Source organism: Winogradskyella poriferorum (assembly GCF_050618035.1).
Taxonomy (GTDB): Bacteria; Bacteroidota; Bacteroidia; order Flavobacteriales; family Flavobacteriaceae; genus Winogradskyella; species Winogradskyella poriferorum_A.
In genome coordinates, this window is sequence record NZ_JBODPY010000002.1 from 263,234 (window position 1) to 281,458 (window position 18,225).

Here is an 18,225-nt window from a genome sequence, read left to right on the forward strand (position 1 = left end):
GTTTAAACTTTAGACTATGACTTCGAAAACTGATACCATTTTTTCTTCTTGTTAGGATTGTTGCCATAACCATAACCATAGCCGTAACCTTTCTTACCTGATTTGACACCATTAAGTAACAATGTCATGTTTGGTAACCTCTTATCATCATAGAGTGGTTGAGCGACATGAATAAGTTGTCTTCTATCCACACCATTAGCACTAACGACGTATATAAACATATCCGCGTGATCTGAGATAAGCAAGGTATCGCTTACCAAACCAACAGCCGAGGTATCTACAATTATATAATCATAATTCTTTTCTGCAAAAGCGAATATTTCATCTACTCGATCACTCATTAATAACTCTGACGGGTTTGGTGGAATAGAACCTGAAGGTAAAATATCAAGATACTTGTTTTCTGGATGATTATGAATAACTTCTGTTGGTTTTAAGGAAAGATCGGCTATATAGTCAGATAGTCCTTTGTTTGATTCCAATTTAATACCCAAATAGTCAATTATTTTGGGTACTCGTATATCCATTTCTATTAAAAGCACTTTTTTCTCTGAAAAAGAAATTGAATTTGACAAATTCGTGCTGGTATGGGATTTTCCCTCTTGTGCTTTAGTCGATGTAATAAATATCTTTTTCCCTCGATTTTTAACATTTTTAAGCATAAAATCGAGATTAGATCTTACGATTCGAAACGCTTCTGCTTTTGGTGAGTAATCAATTTGTCTGATTAGCTTTTCCTTTTTTGCCGTTTTTGGTATATCACCAATAAACGGTATATCATTAAGATTTTCGATTAAATCTTTTTTGGTATATAACTTTGTATCTAATAGACTCATTGTATATAGTAATAGAATAGGTAAACCTAATCCAGCAAGAAAAGAGGCTATATAGGTCATTAAGGGATTTGGAGACACGGGTAAATGAGAAGAATAGGCTTTATCAACAATTTTAGCAACAGGAGAATACATTCCAAGCTGAATAGTTGACTCTTCTCTTTTTTCTAATAAGAATAAATAAAGAGATTCTTTAATTCCTTGTTGTCGTTCTATATTTCTAAATTGTCTTGCTTGGGTAGGGGCGCGATATATTTGACTGCGTATTCTATTTTCTTCTTTTCCCAAATTTGTTAAGGTTAATTGGGAAGTTTCTTTCATCGCGTTCAATGAAGACTTTAAATTAGATTTTAAGGCTTTAATTTGATTGTTAAGATTAACAACAACTGGATTTTGTTCAGTAGAGTTTTCTAATAACTTATCTCTCTGTACAACTAGTTGATTAAAACTTTTAGTCAATAAGTTAATATTTGCATCTCTCAATCCAATTTCGGTAGGTAATAATTCATTTACTTTGTCAGTCGCATCAATTTCTTCCTCCAAAAAGGATATCATTTGAATTTTATTGGAGGTGTTGGAAATCTCTGATTGTAATTCTTTTTCTGCCTTTAAATTTAAATTTGTCTGTGCCCCAAGGCCTGTCAGTTTGTTTTGTTTTTGCAATTTTTCAGCCGTAAAATCAACTTGCTCCAACTCCTCTGAAACTCTTTCTAATCTTTTATTAATAAAATCTGAAGTTACTTTTATAACTTTATTTTTATCATTTAGTGCATCTTCATTGTATGCTCCGATTAGAGTATTTAATATATCAACTGCTTTATAAGAATTTTTTAAATTTAATTCTAGTTTAACTATACTCGATCCTTCCTCGGTGACAAATTTAAGCTTCTCTTGTAAGCTGCTAACAATACTATTTGAATTCCTAAGAATAATTTTGAAGTTTTGATTAATATATGTCTGAGCTATTTTATTATTTGGAGTTATAATTATACCACCAAAACCAGTCTCAAGTTTTTCACCAAAGGATTTTAACTTTGCTTGATTAATATCTCTATCTGTAAATTTCTTTACGTCTTCTTTAAAAATTAAATATTCCGTAGGAGATTTTATCCTAATATATAATGTAGTATCAATGCTATGGACAATCGAATCTGATTCAAAGAAACTTAAACTTAAAGGTGGCTTTTTGTAAAGCTCACTTTCCTTAACATTACCTTGCGTTATGATTGAAACATTAAGATTCAAGTCTTCAACAACTTGTTTCAGTAAATTTCTAGACTTTATTAATTCAATTTGATCTTTAATCTTATTTGTGCCATCAGAGAATAAGCCTTCTTTTGCTATTTCACGAATAGATGGTAATTTTTGTGATTGTTTTTCATCTTTTATTTTAATTGTAGCAGTGGCAAAATATTCGTAATCCGCATACCTCAAATAGGTGTATCCGCAGACCAAAGCCATTACAACCGAAATTGTTAATAACTTCCAATTAGACAAAACCACATCTAAGATGTCATTTAATTCGTTATTATTTTTCATGCTCTAATTCTAAAAATTATCTAATTATTAGAGTTTGCCAAAAATATTGCTACTATTGTAGTTAATGTACCAATTGCCGAAATCAGTACATTGTTATTTTGGTTATATGTAGATGATCTTATCCGAGCTTTATTAGGTTCAACATAAATCACATCATTTTGTTGCAAATAATAAACTGGTGAATTTACAGTTTTTATAGAGGTTAAATCTACATTGGCAAATCTTTTCTTTCCATCAATTTCTCTAATTATCAGTACGTTTTTTCGTTCTCCATAAATAGTTAAGTCATTAGCCATTCCTAGGGCTTCAAGCAAAGTTATACGTTCATCCTGAATTGTAAATGTACCAGGATTTGATACCTCGCCTATTATAGTTATAGTAAAATTTGCTAATCTAATATTCACAATCGGATCATTTGCATAATCACTTATTCTTTCGGTAAGCAATGATGTCAATTCTGTTCTCGTTAGCCCAGACACTTTTATGAGGCCTAATACTGGAAACAAGATATTACCGTTGTAATCAACCAAATAGGATTGAACTTGTAAGTTTGCCTGTGCATTTAAACCTGCACCTGCATTGTTAGCTATCACAGGTAAATTGAAAGGACGGACTGTCTCAGGATCTAATGCAGAGACGTTGATTGTTAAAATGTCGTCTGGCTTATAAACTAACTGTTCAGGTTCAGAAACCAATACACCGGCCTCAATTGGTTCATCTTGAAAATACACTAAATTTTTCCTTGATGCACAAGATGATATAATTAAAGATACTATTGCAATTATTATTAAATTATTTTTTTTCATATTGATTTGATTAATTAGCTCTTGAGTTTTTATCATCTAAAACTTCAAATGTTGAATTATTGGACTTGTATTCAGGAATAAGGGATTTAATAACTGAGACAATCTCAAGTGGTTGAGTGAGTGAATTAATTTGAGTTAATTTAGATATTTTATTTTCAACTTCATTGATGTTAACCTTTCTAGATTTGGCAATCATAATCTTTTCGTGATATGTTTTTTTAGTATTTTCACCATCAGCTAATAATTCTTCATAAATTTTTTCCCCTGGTCTCAGACCAGTAATTTTAATATTTATGTCTTCAGGATATCTTAATCCAGAAAGTACAATCATATTTTTAGCCAAATTATAAATTTTGATTGGATCACCCATATCGAAAACAAATATTTCACCACCATTACCCATTGCTGCGGCTTCTAAGACCAATTGGCAAGCTTCGGGTATTGTCATAAAATATCTCGTGATTTCTTTATGCGTTACAGTTAAAGGTCCTCCTTTTTCAATTTGCTTTTTAAATAGAGGAATTACTGAACCATTAGATCCTAAAACATTTCCAAACCGGGTGGTAATAAATTTGGTGTTACCTTTTCCCTTTAGGCAAGATACATAGAGTTCTGCAATTCTTTTTGTCGCACCCATTACGTTTGTAGGATTAACAGCTTTATCAGTGGAAATCAGAACAAATTTATCAATACTATGTTTTACCGCAATATCAGCAACATTTTTAGTTCCTCCAATATTAACCGTAACAGCTTCATAAGGGTTGTGCTCCATTAATGGGACATGTTTATATGCTGCAGCATGGAAGACAACTTTAGGCTTAAATAAATTAAAAATTTGATCAATTCTTGTTTTATTTCTTACATCAGCAACAATTGCTTCAATATTTTTAAATCCTTCTTGCCTAAATTCTTGTTGAATATCATATAAAGCTGATTCAGCATTATCAACTAATATGAGTTTTTTATAATTATAAAGACTAATTTTTCTGGAGATTTCACTTCCAATTGATCCAGCAGCTCCAGTTATTAATATTACTTTATTATCATATTGATATTCGAGATCTGGATTTTTTATATGTATAGGATCTCTTCCAAGTAAATCTTCGATTTTTACTTCCTTTATTTGGCCTACACTTAAATCACCATCAATCCAATTTTGAACAGGAGGAACAATTTTTACCTTTAGTCCTAACGCGAATAAGTTACTGGTTATTTGCAATAATCTCGTTGGGTCAATATTCTGAATTGAAATTATTACGTCTTTTACATTATTGTTTTCAATATATCTACTGTCAATTTCACTAAGGCGGAAGACTTTTATTAGATTGATTTTCTTCCCTATCTTTCTTTCATCATCATCAATAAAACCAACTACTTGCATAGAGTTCTTTGTGTCGTTAACAATAGCGTCATAGGTAAGCATGCCAGAATTTCCTGCTCCAAAAATTAACACATTAGAAATAGTCTTTAAATCTTGGTTTATATAGTTATAAGCAGATTTAATAAATAATTTTGAACCAATAAGGAAAAGAATATTTAACAGAAGATGAATGTAAATAACCGAGCCAGAAATATTAAAAATACTGTCAATAACACTTATTTTTCGGCTAATAAATGTTGCAATTATCAATATAGTTGCTAAAATATTGGCACCAATTATAATATTAACGATATCCTTAAAACCAGTAAAACGAACAACACCTTTATAAGACCCGACAGAAACAAAGCTTACAATAGCAACAAATGCGATGTACGGTATTTGTTCTAAAAAATCCTTTAAACTAAAATCTAATTTAAAATTGAACCGTATTAAATAAGCCAAGAAAAATGTAGAGATGACTACAATTACATCAAATAATAGCACTAACCATTTTGATGCATACTTTTTAGATATTCTATTTAAAATATTATCTAACATTTTGAAAATATTCCTTTACTTTATTTACTACACGAGCTAAATCCGATTTAGTTAAATTTGAGCCACTAGGGAGACATAAGCCTCTTTCAAATAAATTTTCTGAAATTCCATTTAAATATTTTGGTGCATCTTTAAATACAGGTTGTAAATGCATGGGTTTCCAAAGAGGTCTCGACTCTATATTATCTGTTAAAAGAAACTCTCTTAATGCTTCTCTAATCTTGTATGAAGGTAATAAAATTGTTGTTAACCAACGATTGGAAAACATGCCTTTAGGCTCGTTTAAAAATTGAATGGGATTGATGTCGCAAAAAGAATTCTTATAAAAATCAAAATTATGCCTTCGTTTGGATACATGTGAATTTAGAATTGTCATTTGGCCTCTACCAATTCCGGCCACTATATTAGACATTCTATAATTATATCCTATTTTACTATGCTCATAATGAGGAGCATTATCTCTTGCTTGTGTCGATAAAAATACCGCCTCATCTTTAATTTCTTTAGTTTTTGCCACCAAGGCACCACCACCGGAAGTTGTAATTATTTTGTTACCATTAAAAGATAATATAGATATATCACCAAAAGTTCCACACTTTACACCTTTGTAAGTGCTTCCAAGCGATTCTGCACTGTCCTCCAATATTGGTATGTCATATTTTTTGGAAATGGAAATAATATCATCAACTTTGTATGGCATTCCATATAAATGAACAGCAATAATAGCTTTTGGTTTTTTTCCAAGTGAAAGCCTATGCTTTATGGCTATTTCAAGTTGTTCGGGACAAAGATTCCAAGTGTCACGTTCACTATCAACAAAAATTGGCACAGCGCCTTGATATAAGATAGGATTAGCAGAAGCAGAAAATGTTTTACTTTGACATATGACTTCATCTCCTTTAGAAACGCCCAGTAAAATTAAACCTAAATGTAAAGCAGAGGTGCCTGACGCTAAAGCTGCAACACAAGAATTATTACCCAAATAATTTTGTAAGTCTTCTTCAAAACCATTTACGTTAGGTCCAAGAGGCGCTACCCAATTAGTATCAAAGGCCTCTTTTATATATTTTTGTTCTTTACCACTCATGTGTGGTGAAGACAACCATATTTTAGTATTCATAGGTTATAATTTGAAGCTATAAACTTAGATAAGTTATAAATAAAGGTGTTTGGGACCTAATAAATAGCTTAGCGCTAATATAAGTGCATTATTATAAATCTAAAGGCCAATCTAAATTAATACGATAAAAGGTTAATTTTAAACGTTATATAAAAAAAATATACAAGAAATTCAGTTAAAATTAATTTATACGATAAAAGTAATTGACATACAATAAATATAAGTTTTATAATACTTCATTCGAGCCCATAAATTCAGGCATCGCTCCACCATTTTCAGTATTTATATCCTTGCGATTGAGTACGTTGGAAATTGTCATAAAAAATATTTTCACATCCAAAGTAAAGGATTGGTTTTTAACATAAAAAACATCATACTTAAATTTTTGATCCCAACTAATTGTATTTCGTCCATTTACCTGTGCCCAACCTGTTATTCCTGGAACAACATTTAGACGCTTAATTTGTTCGGAATTATATCGAGGCACATATTTTGGAAGTAAAGGACGTGGGCCTATTAAGCTCATTTCCCCTTTTAAAATGTTAAATAACTGTGGTAGTTCATCTAACGATAGTTTTCTACATAAATTTCCAACAGGTGTAATTCGTTTCTCATCAGGTAACAAATTTCCATTTGAATCCTTTTTATCATTCATCGTTTTAAGTTTAACAATTGTAAAAATTCTTGCATTTTTGCCCGTTCGTTCTTGATAAAAAAATGGTTTTCCTTGATTATAATATGATAAAAGTATTATAAGGATTACTAGAAGAGGAGATAGTATTATAATTCCAGTAAGTGCAAATAATAAGTCAATAAATCTTTTAATAAATATTCTGTAAATTTTCATCTGAGTAAATTTTAGTCTTCATTAATCCAATGAGTTGTATAATTTTAAAATTTCGTTCCAAACAACTTTTCTTTGATATTTTTCTATGACGTTTTTTCTAGCGTTTTTGGACATAGTTTTAATTAAACTAATATCAAGAATAAGCGTTTGTATGGCTTCTTTTAATTTTTCGCTATTTTTCTTGGGAACAATTAATCCGTTATATTCTGGTATAATAATTTCGTTACATCCATTTATATTACTTACGATGCAAGCTTTGCCCATACTTCCAGCTTCCAATACAACATTAGGAAACCCTTCTCTATAACTAGGGAAAACAAAAATATCACAAAGACTATAATAAGGTCTTACATCGTCTGTTGCACCAACAGCAATAATATTCTCTCTTGTATTAATTAGATGATTTGTTTGTTTGTCCAATGGATCTAAATGATCTTCTTTAGGACCTACTAGAATTAATTTAATCTTTTTATTAAGTTTATTAACGCTGTCAAAGGCATCAACCAATTCTTTTATGCCTTTATCCTTTACAATTCTTCCTACAAATAATAAAATGATATCGTCTTGGTTAATTTCATATTTAATTCTTAGTTTATCAACGTCATGTTTATTAATATTTTCAGGATTAAAATGTTCAATATCAACTCCGTTTGAGCTACCATTTCCTAAAACTTTCAGTTTAGCCTCGGAACAAAATCTTTCTTTTATTATTATTTCTCTCATTCCAAAGGAGTTAGGTAGAATCATTGTAGAACAACCATAGGTGAATTTTTCCACAACATTGAGTAGAATACGTTTTGCTCCCGTAACTTCAACTAGTGGTAGCCCTGCAATTGTGTGAAGTCTATGTTTGACCCCAGCAAGTTTTGCTGCAAACATTCCCAAAGTTCCTGCTTTTGGAGTATGGGTATGTACTATAAAAGGTTTTTCCTTCTTAAATATTTTATACAAATTATAAACTCCTATCAGGTCTTTTATTGGAGTGATTTTGCGAGTCATTGAAACCTCCATTGTACGTACCCCTTCTCTTTTTTGGTATGCAGATAAATGCTGATCCTCATCACTAGCAATACCAATCATATTATAATACGAGCTCATAAAGGAGAGTTGGCCTTTTAAAAGTCCTTTTAGTGAACTTGAGACAGTTGTTATTCTTATGATTTTCTTCATATTATAAAATTGAGTACGTGTTTAAATACCATTTTTGAAAAATATAATAGCACCATACGCGCATACTATTATCATTTGCCCCAGAAATATGCTCTTTTACTAGTTGTGTAATGTAATCTACATTAAATATATCCTGAGATTTTAAAAAACTAGGATCAATAAATGATTGAAGTTCTGGATTAAGACTTCCTCTTAACCAATCACCAACAGGTACTCCAAATCCACGTTTTGATTTATTCAAAAAATTAGGGGCAAATTTATCTGCAAATGCTTCTTTTAGAATATACTTTTTATTCCATCCTTTAAGAAGATATTCCTCTGGTAATGAATTGGTCAAATCCCATATAGATTTGTTCAAAAATGGGGCTCGGCATTCTAAGGAAGTAAGCATACTTGCACGATCGACTTTAACCAGCATATCACCTTCTAAGCTAATATCTTTATCGACCAGTCTGAAATCTGTAATGGATTTTGGATGTTGTTGATTTATACGTTTTTTGGAAGATTTGAATGTGTCATAGATCAAATTTGTTTCTTTAAGTAAGTTTCGTTTTTCATCGTCAGTGAAGGCAAGAGATATTATATTCCAATATTGACTACCATCATAATTTATTGCTTTTAAAAGCCTATTGAGTTTAAAACGCTTTCCTCTGTTATCATCTTTTGTTTTTAAAATACTATTAGAAAGTTTTAATATTTGATTGTGTATGCCTTGAGGAACAAAGGTTGTATATCTATTGTTTAGCTTACCCATATAGTATTTGTTATAGCCTCCAAAAACTTCGTCACCACCATCACCTGTTAATGCTACTTTCACATAATCGCTAGCGTGTTTAGAAACGAGGTAGGTTGGCAATGCTGATGAGTCTGCAAATGGCTCATCAAAATTTAATAAAATATCATCAACTCCATTTTTAAAATCACTTTCTTTAACTACGAATTCGTGATGATTGCTGTTAACAAGTTTGGCAACAATCTGTGATTTATCGGTTTCATTATATTCCTTTTTTTCAAATCCAATAGAAAAGGTTTCTATTTTTGAATCTGAAATTTCTGAAAGGCAATAAGTAACAATTGATGAATCAACACCACCGGATAAAAATGTACCTAAAGAAACATCAGCGACTGATCTGCTTTCCACACTTGACATTATGGAGTCATAGACTTCTTTTTTTGCATCTTCAAACGAAATTTCTTTCTTTTCAATTGGGCTAAAAGGTTCAATACTATGAATTTGAAAATCATTTTCATTGAGATCATATTCTATAAAGCTATTGCTTTCTAGTTTTTGAATGCCTTCATATATCGTATGTGGCGCAGGTATATAAGTCAACCTAAAGTACAGGTTCAACCCTTCTTTAGATATTTGAGGTTTATGGTTTAAGGAAGAAATTATAGATTTTAATTCTGATGCCCAAATAAACTCAGTATCAGTTTTAGTGTAGTACAAAGGTTTTTCGCCAAAAAAATCTCTTGTAATGTATGCAATATTTTTTTTCTTATCATGAATACTAAAGGCAAACATGCCATCTAATTCTTTGAATGAGGACACACCATATTTTTCGTAGGCTTTTAAAATTACTTCAGTGTCACTAGTAGTTTTGAAAATAGTACCTTGAGATTCTAGTTTTTCTTTTATTGTTTTATAATTATAAATTTCACCATTAAAGACAATACTGATATTGCCATCTTCACTCTGCATTGGTTGTTTTCCTGTACTTAGGTCAATAATAGACAGTCTACGCATTGCCATAGCCACAGTTTGATTATCAGAATTGTCATAATAAAAACCATCCTCATCTGGTCCTCTATGAAAAATTAGCTGATTCATTTTAGACAGTCTTCTTTTAATGTTTACTTTATCAGTACTTTTTTTAGATATTATGCCATTTATTCCACACATATTTCAATAATTACGATCTAAATTATTTATTACTTTTACGTAACGTTTTAACACTTTATATTTTTCAAAATCCTTGACCCTTGTATAAACATTCGTTTTACAAGATTCTGAAAATGAATTGTCTTTTAAAAAATATTTAATTCCTTTAGTCATTAAGGATTGATTGTTAACAGGAACTAAAATTCCATAATTTGTTATCATAAGGTCATTTAATGATTCTTTTAATTCCATAATTTCTTTTGGTCCAGATTGACAGTTCGTTGTAAGAACAGGTAAATTACACGCCATAGCCTCTAATAATACATTTGGAAATCCTTCATGATTTGAGCCAAAGATGAATAAATCAGCGCTCTTTAGATATTTAAATGGATTCGGTTCATAACCCATTAAAAAAACTTGATCGTCTAAACCTAACTCTTTTATGAGATTTTTAAGATACCCTCGCAATGGACCTTCACCAAAAATATAAAGGCGCGTACTTTGATTAGAAAGATTCTGTATAGAATTAATCAGCATTTCATGATTTTTTCCTTGGTCTAATCGTCCAATGGTAATAATATTAAAATAGCGATTATCAAAAAAGTTATCTAATGGTTTGATCTTCTCGATAGTTTTAAGGTCAATAGGGTTGTGAATTACGCAAGTTTTTATTTGAGGGACGTTAAAATTTGTAATTAGATCCTCAATATTTTCATTTGAATTACCAACAACTAGATCAGACTTTTTGTATAGAAATGATATTAGCCATTTATTGAAGATTGATTGAAATCCTGAGTAATTATATTGAAGTGAAGGGAAAGCTCTTTCATTGCATATTACCCTGATGCCTGATCTTCTTGTTTTATTAGCCAAGATATTAATGAAATTTGGTCTAGTAAGAAAGCTACAACTATGAGTGATTTCTAAATCCGATAAAAGTTTTGAATATCTTAATGCGAGCAATGGAATTTTAAGTGCTTTGAAGATTCCTGACTCATTACTATCAGAATTTTCCAAATAATGAATTTTTAGATCATTGGGGATTGTATACTTAATTGTAGAATTCATTAAAACTAAATGAATTTCAATATCTTTTTCAATAAAATAATGAGATAAATAGGACACAACACGTTCAGCACCACCACTAGCCAATGAATATATCAAAACCGCTATTCTCATTTAGAATCGATTAGACTAAGAAATAAATTTTCATATTTCTTTACAATTATATCACTGCTATATCTATTACTTACAGTCTTGCTGACTTCAATAGGATTAAAGTCATATCTTTCATTTATATCATATAATTGATTTTTAAATTCTTCTACAGTATTAACAATTACTCCATTTTTCTTCGAATTTAAAATCTCGTTTATACCTCCTGGGGCATTATAGGCTAAAACTGGAGTGCCAACCATACAACTTTCTATTATTGAATTAGGAAATCCCTCTGTATATGAACCTTGTAAGTATAGATCTGCATTAGTCAAGAATTCTCCAACTTTTTTGGTGAATGGAATATGAGTAACCTTTTTTGTCAAGTTATAGGCTTCAATTTTTGTAAATATTTCATTGTGTAGTTTTCCCCTACCAATAATTGTATAATGAAAATCAAAATCAACCATTGATAATGCTTCTAATATCCTGTCATGCCCCTTTTCTTTATCAAATCTTGCAACTGTTATAAATTGAATAGGGTTATTTTTATTTAGGCGCTTTTTGACTTTAAAATCATCAGTAATTGGATTATTTATAACTACTAACCTGTCATCTTTAATTTTATAATTATTCTTTAAATCATCGAGCATGTCTTGTGATTGACATATAATTGTATCGAAAAAGTTAAATCTTTTATCTGCAAGCTTGCTTTTAATTGACTTATCATAATTCTCATCTAAGCTTGATAATACACTTAGAACATTAACTTCTCTTGCTATAAATTTAATTTTTCTAAAAATTAATGTAAAAACGGCAGTTAATGCATTGAGGTGACCAATCGCACTTATAACCAAATCAGGTTTAGTTTTTCTTAAAAACTTATAAAATGAAATCGCTCCTGAGCTAACACTATCTTTGCCTAAATAAACTACTTTAATACCAGAGATATCATAAGAAGCATCTTTGGCATGGCCTATTACTAATAATGTCGTATCAAATCTTTCTCTATCTATTTTTTGAGCAATGTAGGACATTACACGTTCAGCTCCACCTGGAAGTAGGTTTGGTAGAGCAAAAACAACAGTTATTTTCTTATCTAACTTCATACCCTTTATTGCTTTTGAGCCACTGAGTTAAGACTAATAATTTCCATATTATGCCTTCATGATTCCATTTATTATTTAAATGTTCATCTATTTGTTTACTCACTACAGAGGCGTCGATATGGGGAATGTTTTTCAAAGAATCCTTATTCAATTCAGATTTCACATAATCCTTTAATTCATTTCGGAACCAAACTTTGAATGGCATTGTAAACCCAGCCTTAGGTCTGTCAAAAATAGATTTAGGTAAATCAGAATAAAGAATGTCTTTTAAGATTCGCTTTTTATTGTTTTTAAAGTACTTGAATTCAGTAGGTAAGGAACGCGAAAATTCAATTATTCTGTGGTCCATTAGTGGTGACCTTGCCTCGAGTGAAAAGGCCATGGTCGCCCGATCAACCTTAGTATTAATATCCCAATTTAAATAAGTTTTTAAATCAAAGTCGGAAACTCTTTCTAGTAGATTCTTATTTTTATTTAGTAAATAGGAAAGTTCTTCAATATCTGAGAAATCATTATAATTTGAACTTGTTATTGAGTTTAAATAAGCTTGATTTATTGATTTCTCTGTCATGAATTTTGACAGAATTTTATATCTGTAGTTTGGATGTAATGCAACTATTTTGGATAATAGATTCCTTATAAAGAAAGGTAATTTCATAAATGAATCTCCCTTTTTTATCCAATCATAACGTTGATAACCTAAAAAGCTTTCATCACCTGCATCACCTGATAAGGCAACAGTTACGTGTTTTCTTGTATGCTTAGCTAATAGCATTGATGGTATGGCAGATGAATCAGAAAAAGGTTCGTCATAATATTTCGTGAAATTATCAATTAGTTCCAAACCTTCATTATAATTACATTCAATTGTTGTATGGTCTGTTTTAAGAATTTTGGCCACCTTTTCTGCATATACGCTTTCGTCGAACCCCTTATCATTAAATTTTACTGAAAAACTTTTTACTTTTTTGTTTTGAGTTTTTACAGCAGTTGCTGCGATCAATGAAGAATCAATTCCTCCAGATAAAAAAACACCAACGGGAACATCGGCAAACATCCGAATGTTAACAGCATCATTAATCAAAGTACTTAGTTTTGACTTTGCGTCTTGAAAACTACCTTGAAATTTAGAGGTGCCTGAATTGTCAATATCCCAATATTTTTTTATCTGTAAGATCCCTTTTTTTAAATCAAATTTAAAGGTATGCCCTGCCTTTAATTTTTTAATTTCATTGAAGATTGAGTAAGGATCTGGAATTGTACCCCATCCAAGATATAATTCTATTGCTTTATTCGAAATTGATAGACTTTTATTGTGTAATTGAATTGAAGATATCTGACTCGAAAATTCAAAATCTTGACCGTTATGATAATAGTAAAACGGCTTTTGTCCAAGTCGGTCTCTCGCCCCGAATAGCGTATTGTTCAATCTATCAAAGATTACAAACGCAAACATTCCATTAAGGTGGTCAACACAAGATTCGCCATATTCTAAATATAAAGCACATAATACTTCGGTATCGCTCTCTGTTTTAAAGCTGTACCCAAGTGTAATTAATCTGGATTTAAGTAGTTGAAAATTATAAATCTCACCATTAAAAACAATTTCAATGTTTTTATAATTCATCGGTTGATTAGAACGTTCATCTAAATCGATAATTGAAAGTCGATTATGTCCTAAGATAACTACAGAGTCATTGTTATTATAAAATTTGAAATTAGATTGATCTGGTCCTCGAAACTGTGTACGCTTTAACTTATCACTTACTTGATCGTTATTATAGTTTATGGTACTTCCGTAAATTCCACACATTGTAGTTGTCTTTTTTTTTCATAAAGCAATTAAAAAAAATGGTTGAAAAATTTAACACATCTTAAATTGCTAGACTTAGTTTTTGATAATTTGAGGACTGATACTTTAAAATTGTATAAGGCAAACATTATAAAATTTAATATCATATCACTGGCAATTTGCTATAATAGAAATCGTCTATCAAAAATATTCTATGAAAAGTAAAAATAAACTGTTATCAACAAGAAAATGTGATTAATTTAATATTTGCCCGCATAGTAAAAAATAAAATTCAAACTTTTTGTGACATTTTATTCAACTGTGTCAGAAGAATTTAAGGAATATAAATCTATTTTATAAGCTATATATAAAAATATAGCGATTAAATAAGGTTGATTAATAATTGTTTGAAGACTTAACATGAAAATGGTTAGTGAAATTAACATTGGAATTATAAAAAGTTTGGTATTCATTGGTGATTTTAAAGCTCTAAAATAATATACTCCTAAAAGAAATATAAAAAATATGAAAACAAAAACTCCAGCGTCAGCCCAAACTCCTAATATGGTATTATGACCTCTTTGAGACGCAGCGAAGTCCAAGCCATTTCCAAAAAATGGTTTTTGAGATATTTTGTCATATAAATTTGAAGCTAACTCGTCTCTACCTGAAGCATCAACTTTATCAAAATTAAATGAGAGGATATTAACAATATTGTTAATCTTATCGCGCTGTTGTCCAACTAAATTTAAATTTGCTGTAAGATTATTTAAATTTAGAAGTATGACATAAAACATTGGTAGCATAATCCCAAGCAAAAGTAATCTTACACCAGTAAAAAAATTTATATTTAATATTACAAGAGATATGATTAAAACCATAAACCCTGTATTCGAAAAGGTTATAAACAAACTGTAAGAAAAAATAATAAGCAGAATTATTTTCATTATTTTCTGCCTAAAGGTTTGAAAAGGGAACATTTTATAAGCAAAAATAAACCCTAATAATGATACTAATGCCATATTATTCGCATCTCCATAAACTCCTTGTGCACGGTCCACCTTAAATATGGGAATGCTAGCATGCACAATATCAAAATTTATAGTATACCAATAAATATTTATAATACATACTAGAGTAAGTGAGATTAATAAGATATTCTCAAAAATATTAATATGCTCTTTTAATTTAAAATATTGATAAAATCCTATTGTGTAAAATACTGGAATTAGACCAACCATTAAATTACCGGGGTTATGGTTTATAATTCCAGCTGATAACGAAAAAATAAAATAAAGTGTATAAAAAATAAACCAAAGTCTAGCTGTTTTTGAGGTGGTTCCTATAATCTGCAACATTAAACCAGCACCAGCAAGATTAAATAATAAGTTAGTGTAAGCTAATAATTGAGCATATGTATCACTTATGAAAAGCGTAACCATTTCCTGTATATTAAATGTAGTGGAAATGAAGGGAAAGAGAATAAAAAAGTTAATTACAAATAAGCGATACTTCAAGTTTTAATGTTTTCAGTTTTTAAAATTAATTAAGAATTTAAATACTATCCGTGAATTAATTTATCAAAAATTATCATATAATCCTTATAAATTTTTTCAATTTCAAATCGATCTAAAGATTTCGTGGCATTTTGTGCCAATAATTCTCTTTTTTCTTCATCAACAATTAGTTTTTCTAATTCTACTGCCATAAGTTCATGGTTTTGATCCTCAACTAAGATTCCATTATGGTCATGATTTATTATTTCTGAGGGGCCAGTTGTGCAATTATATGAAATGCATGTCATTCCTTGCGACATCGCTTCTATTAAAACCATTGGAAGTCCTTCTCTTCTCGAGGTCATTATATAAATTTCAGATTTTTGCATTATCTCAGCAACATTATCAGAATACCCAACAAATATTACTGAATTTTCAATACCATTTTTCAGGCATAATTCTTTTATATAATTTGTGCCTTTAGTTCCACCCCCAACAAGCTTAAGTTTCCAATCTTTGTGTTTCTTAAGTATAGGTGCAATTAATTCTATGAGGTTATCAAATCCTTTAATGTGATACTTATCTAATACACTTACGGCTAATATTACTTTTTCTCTATTACGTTTTTCTTCATAAAATATACTGAATGTACTTGGATTCGGCATTAAAAATGCCTTCACCCCGAAGCTTTCATAGAAATCTCTATCAAATTTGGTCAAGACAGTAAGTGCATTAACATATTTGTAAGCGTATTTTCGGGTAAATCTGCCAATAAAATCCGTGGCTGACAGATGATTGGTGTGTTCAGCTGCAATTAATTTAATCTTATAAAACCTACTTACCAATGTCGCAATTAAATTTGTGTGTATCATGTAGGACATTAATATATCAGGTCTTCGTGATTTTTTTGAGTAATGACCAATTAAATTCAAATAACTTCTAATCATATGATTTTTTATTTTACCATGATGAAGTCTAACTCGTTTTATTGTTTTGTTTGGCTTGAATATTTCTGGTTCGTTGAAAGTGATAATCGTTACTTCATGCCCTTTTTCATCAAAATAATTTGCCAAAAGAATCAGAACCTTTTCTGCTCCGCCTGGAACTAGTGAGTTGATAACAAAATCAATCTTCATAATTAATTTTTTTGAATTGCTTATGTGTAAATAAAAAATAAATAAATGCGCTAATAATTAAAACAAAAGTTGTACTTAAGGCTAATCCATATACCCCATAATATTTTATTAAAATTAAATTTAATAAAACATTAATCAAGAGATTAAATAATGAAATCCAAGCCATAAACCTGTTTTTATTTATACTGGTTAGAAATTTCACAATAATGCGTGTACACAAATAAAACGGGACGCTGAAAAGCAGTATTTGTTGAATATAGGTGACTTTCATTGTGTCATTTCTTTTGAAATTTCCATGTTCCAACCATAATGTTATTATGGTTTCAGACGCAAATATCAAAATTACGACTATAACAAGGCTAGAAAAAAAGACTATTTTCAAGACTTTATATAGGTATTTAAATGCATAAATTGGATTTAAGCTAACCAATCTAGAAAAATGGGGTAACAAAACATTACCCATTGCCATTATTATAATGGTAATGCTGAACGCGGATATGCGATTCCCGTAATTTAGAGCGGCAATTGAACCAACTACAAGAGATCCAGCAAAAAATTGATCAATAAATTCATTCATAATGGACAGAAAACTAGATGATATTTTTGGTGGTAATTGTCGCAACATTTGTTTAGAATTGGAATTTATTTTTGGAGCCTTGAAGTCAATACATATTAATTTTCTAGAGAATAATATAAGATATACAAAGGCAAAAAAACTACCTGTTAAAGTACCATATGCTAGAGTCATTTCCACTAATGATTCTTCATATAAAAAGAGAAATAAAATAATCGTAATAATTGGAATGACATCGGCAAATGTTGATATTAGAAATTTATTTTCTATTTCTAGTAAACCACTAAGAACATTTGATATCCCCCAGAATAATAAACAAGGTAATAATATATTTAGTTGTCTTTTTACTAAATCATAATAAAGGTCTGTATGGTTTGGGAAAATCAATTCTAAGAATAGATCTATTGATATTAATGTTATAAATATTGATACTACAGAAATCGTTAAGGTCATTAAGAAAACTATAGTTTGGAAACTCTTCTTATCGCCATTTTGTTTCAATTCAATTATATAATTTGGAATAAATAAATTCTTCATTGAACTAATAAAAACACTTTGGACAAAAGTGGGAATCAAAATCGCAACAAGAAAAGTATCTAAGAGTTCAGAAAGACCATACGTACCTGCAATTACAGTTTCTTTATAAAATGATAAAATCTTGACACAAAAAGTGATAAACGCAACAATAAGCATATTCCTTAGAATTGCATTTTTTGTAACTTTTCTTACATAGTTTTTTACTAATTCTATGATCTTATTTGTTATCAAGAGATTTTATAAATTATATTTTGGCAGACAAAGATGAAAATTTTTTATTGATTGATATATTTTTCTGTTCAAACACTATA

13 protein-coding genes are annotated in these 18,225 nt (G+C 29.9%); all 13 read right to left on the reverse strand.

The window, feature by feature from the left end; translation table 11 throughout:
* Positions 1-14 precede the first annotated feature (14 nt).
* Complete coding sequence (locus ACRHOC_RS06075) at positions 15-2,372, reverse strand: GumC family protein (RefSeq protein WP_431157694.1); 2,358 nt, start codon at positions 2,370-2,372, stop codon at positions 15-17.
* Positions 2,373-2,392: 20 nt separating this feature from the next.
* The gene (locus ACRHOC_RS06080; RefSeq protein ID WP_431157695.1) at positions 2,393-3,178 is read right to left on the reverse strand and encodes a polysaccharide biosynthesis/export family protein; all 786 of its coding nucleotides are present in this window, start codon (positions 3,176-3,178) and stop codon (positions 2,393-2,395) included.
* A 10-nt stretch (positions 3,179-3,188) separates the two neighbouring features.
* Complete coding sequence (locus tag ACRHOC_RS06085) at positions 3,189-5,096, reverse strand: polysaccharide biosynthesis protein (protein WP_431157696.1); 1,908 nt, start codon at positions 5,094-5,096, stop codon at positions 3,189-3,191.
* Positions 5,086-6,216, reverse strand: a complete 1,131-nt coding sequence (locus tag ACRHOC_RS06090; protein ID WP_431157697.1) for a DegT/DnrJ/EryC1/StrS family aminotransferase — start codon at positions 6,214-6,216, stop codon at positions 5,086-5,088. Before ACRHOC_RS06090 ends, ACRHOC_RS06085 begins: the two co-directional genes overlap by 11 nt.
* Positions 6,217-6,442: 226 nt before the next feature.
* Entirely contained in the window at positions 6,443-7,063 is a 621-nt protein-coding gene (locus ACRHOC_RS06095; RefSeq protein WP_431157698.1) for a sugar transferase, read from the reverse strand.
* Positions 7,064-7,084: 21 nt separating this feature from the next.
* The gene (locus ACRHOC_RS06100) at positions 7,085-8,233 is read right to left on the reverse strand and encodes a glycosyltransferase family 4 protein (RefSeq protein ID WP_431157699.1); all 1,149 of its coding nucleotides are present in this window, start codon (positions 8,231-8,233) and stop codon (positions 7,085-7,087) included.
* Between the two features lies 1 nt (position 8,234).
* Positions 8,235-10,136, reverse strand: a complete 1,902-nt coding sequence (gene asnB / locus ACRHOC_RS06105) for an asparagine synthase (glutamine-hydrolyzing) (RefSeq protein WP_431157700.1) — start codon at positions 10,134-10,136, stop codon at positions 8,235-8,237.
* 3 nt (positions 10,137-10,139) lie between these two features.
* Complete coding sequence (locus tag ACRHOC_RS06110) at positions 10,140-11,294, reverse strand: glycosyltransferase (protein WP_431157701.1); 1,155 nt, start codon at positions 11,292-11,294, stop codon at positions 10,140-10,142.
* The gene (locus ACRHOC_RS06115; RefSeq protein WP_431157702.1) at positions 11,291-12,379 is read right to left on the reverse strand and encodes a glycosyltransferase; all 1,089 of its coding nucleotides are present in this window, start codon (positions 12,377-12,379) and stop codon (positions 11,291-11,293) included. The genes ACRHOC_RS06110 and ACRHOC_RS06115 overlap by 4 nt, the downstream gene beginning before the upstream one ends.
* Positions 12,366-14,192, reverse strand: coding sequence for an asparagine synthase (glutamine-hydrolyzing) (gene asnB / locus ACRHOC_RS06120; protein WP_431157703.1), 1,827 nt, complete (start codon positions 14,190-14,192; stop codon positions 12,366-12,368). The genes ACRHOC_RS06115 and asnB (ACRHOC_RS06120) overlap by 14 nt, the downstream gene beginning before the upstream one ends.
* Before the next feature lie 290 nt (positions 14,193-14,482).
* Positions 14,483-15,613 (reverse strand): O-antigen ligase family protein, encoded by a 1,131-nt coding sequence (locus ACRHOC_RS06125; protein ID WP_431157704.1) that lies wholly within the window; start codon positions 15,611-15,613, stop codon positions 14,483-14,485.
* A 119-nt stretch (positions 15,614-15,732) separates the two neighbouring features.
* Entirely contained in the window at positions 15,733-16,803 is a 1,071-nt protein-coding gene (locus ACRHOC_RS06130; RefSeq protein WP_431157705.1) for a glycosyltransferase family 4 protein, read from the reverse strand.
* Positions 16,793-18,070 (reverse strand): murein biosynthesis integral membrane protein MurJ, encoded by a 1,278-nt coding sequence (murJ, locus tag ACRHOC_RS06135; protein ID WP_431157706.1) that lies wholly within the window; start codon positions 18,068-18,070, stop codon positions 16,793-16,795. Before murJ ends, ACRHOC_RS06130 begins: the two co-directional genes overlap by 11 nt.
* Between the last annotated feature and the right edge of the window lie 155 nt (positions 18,071-18,225).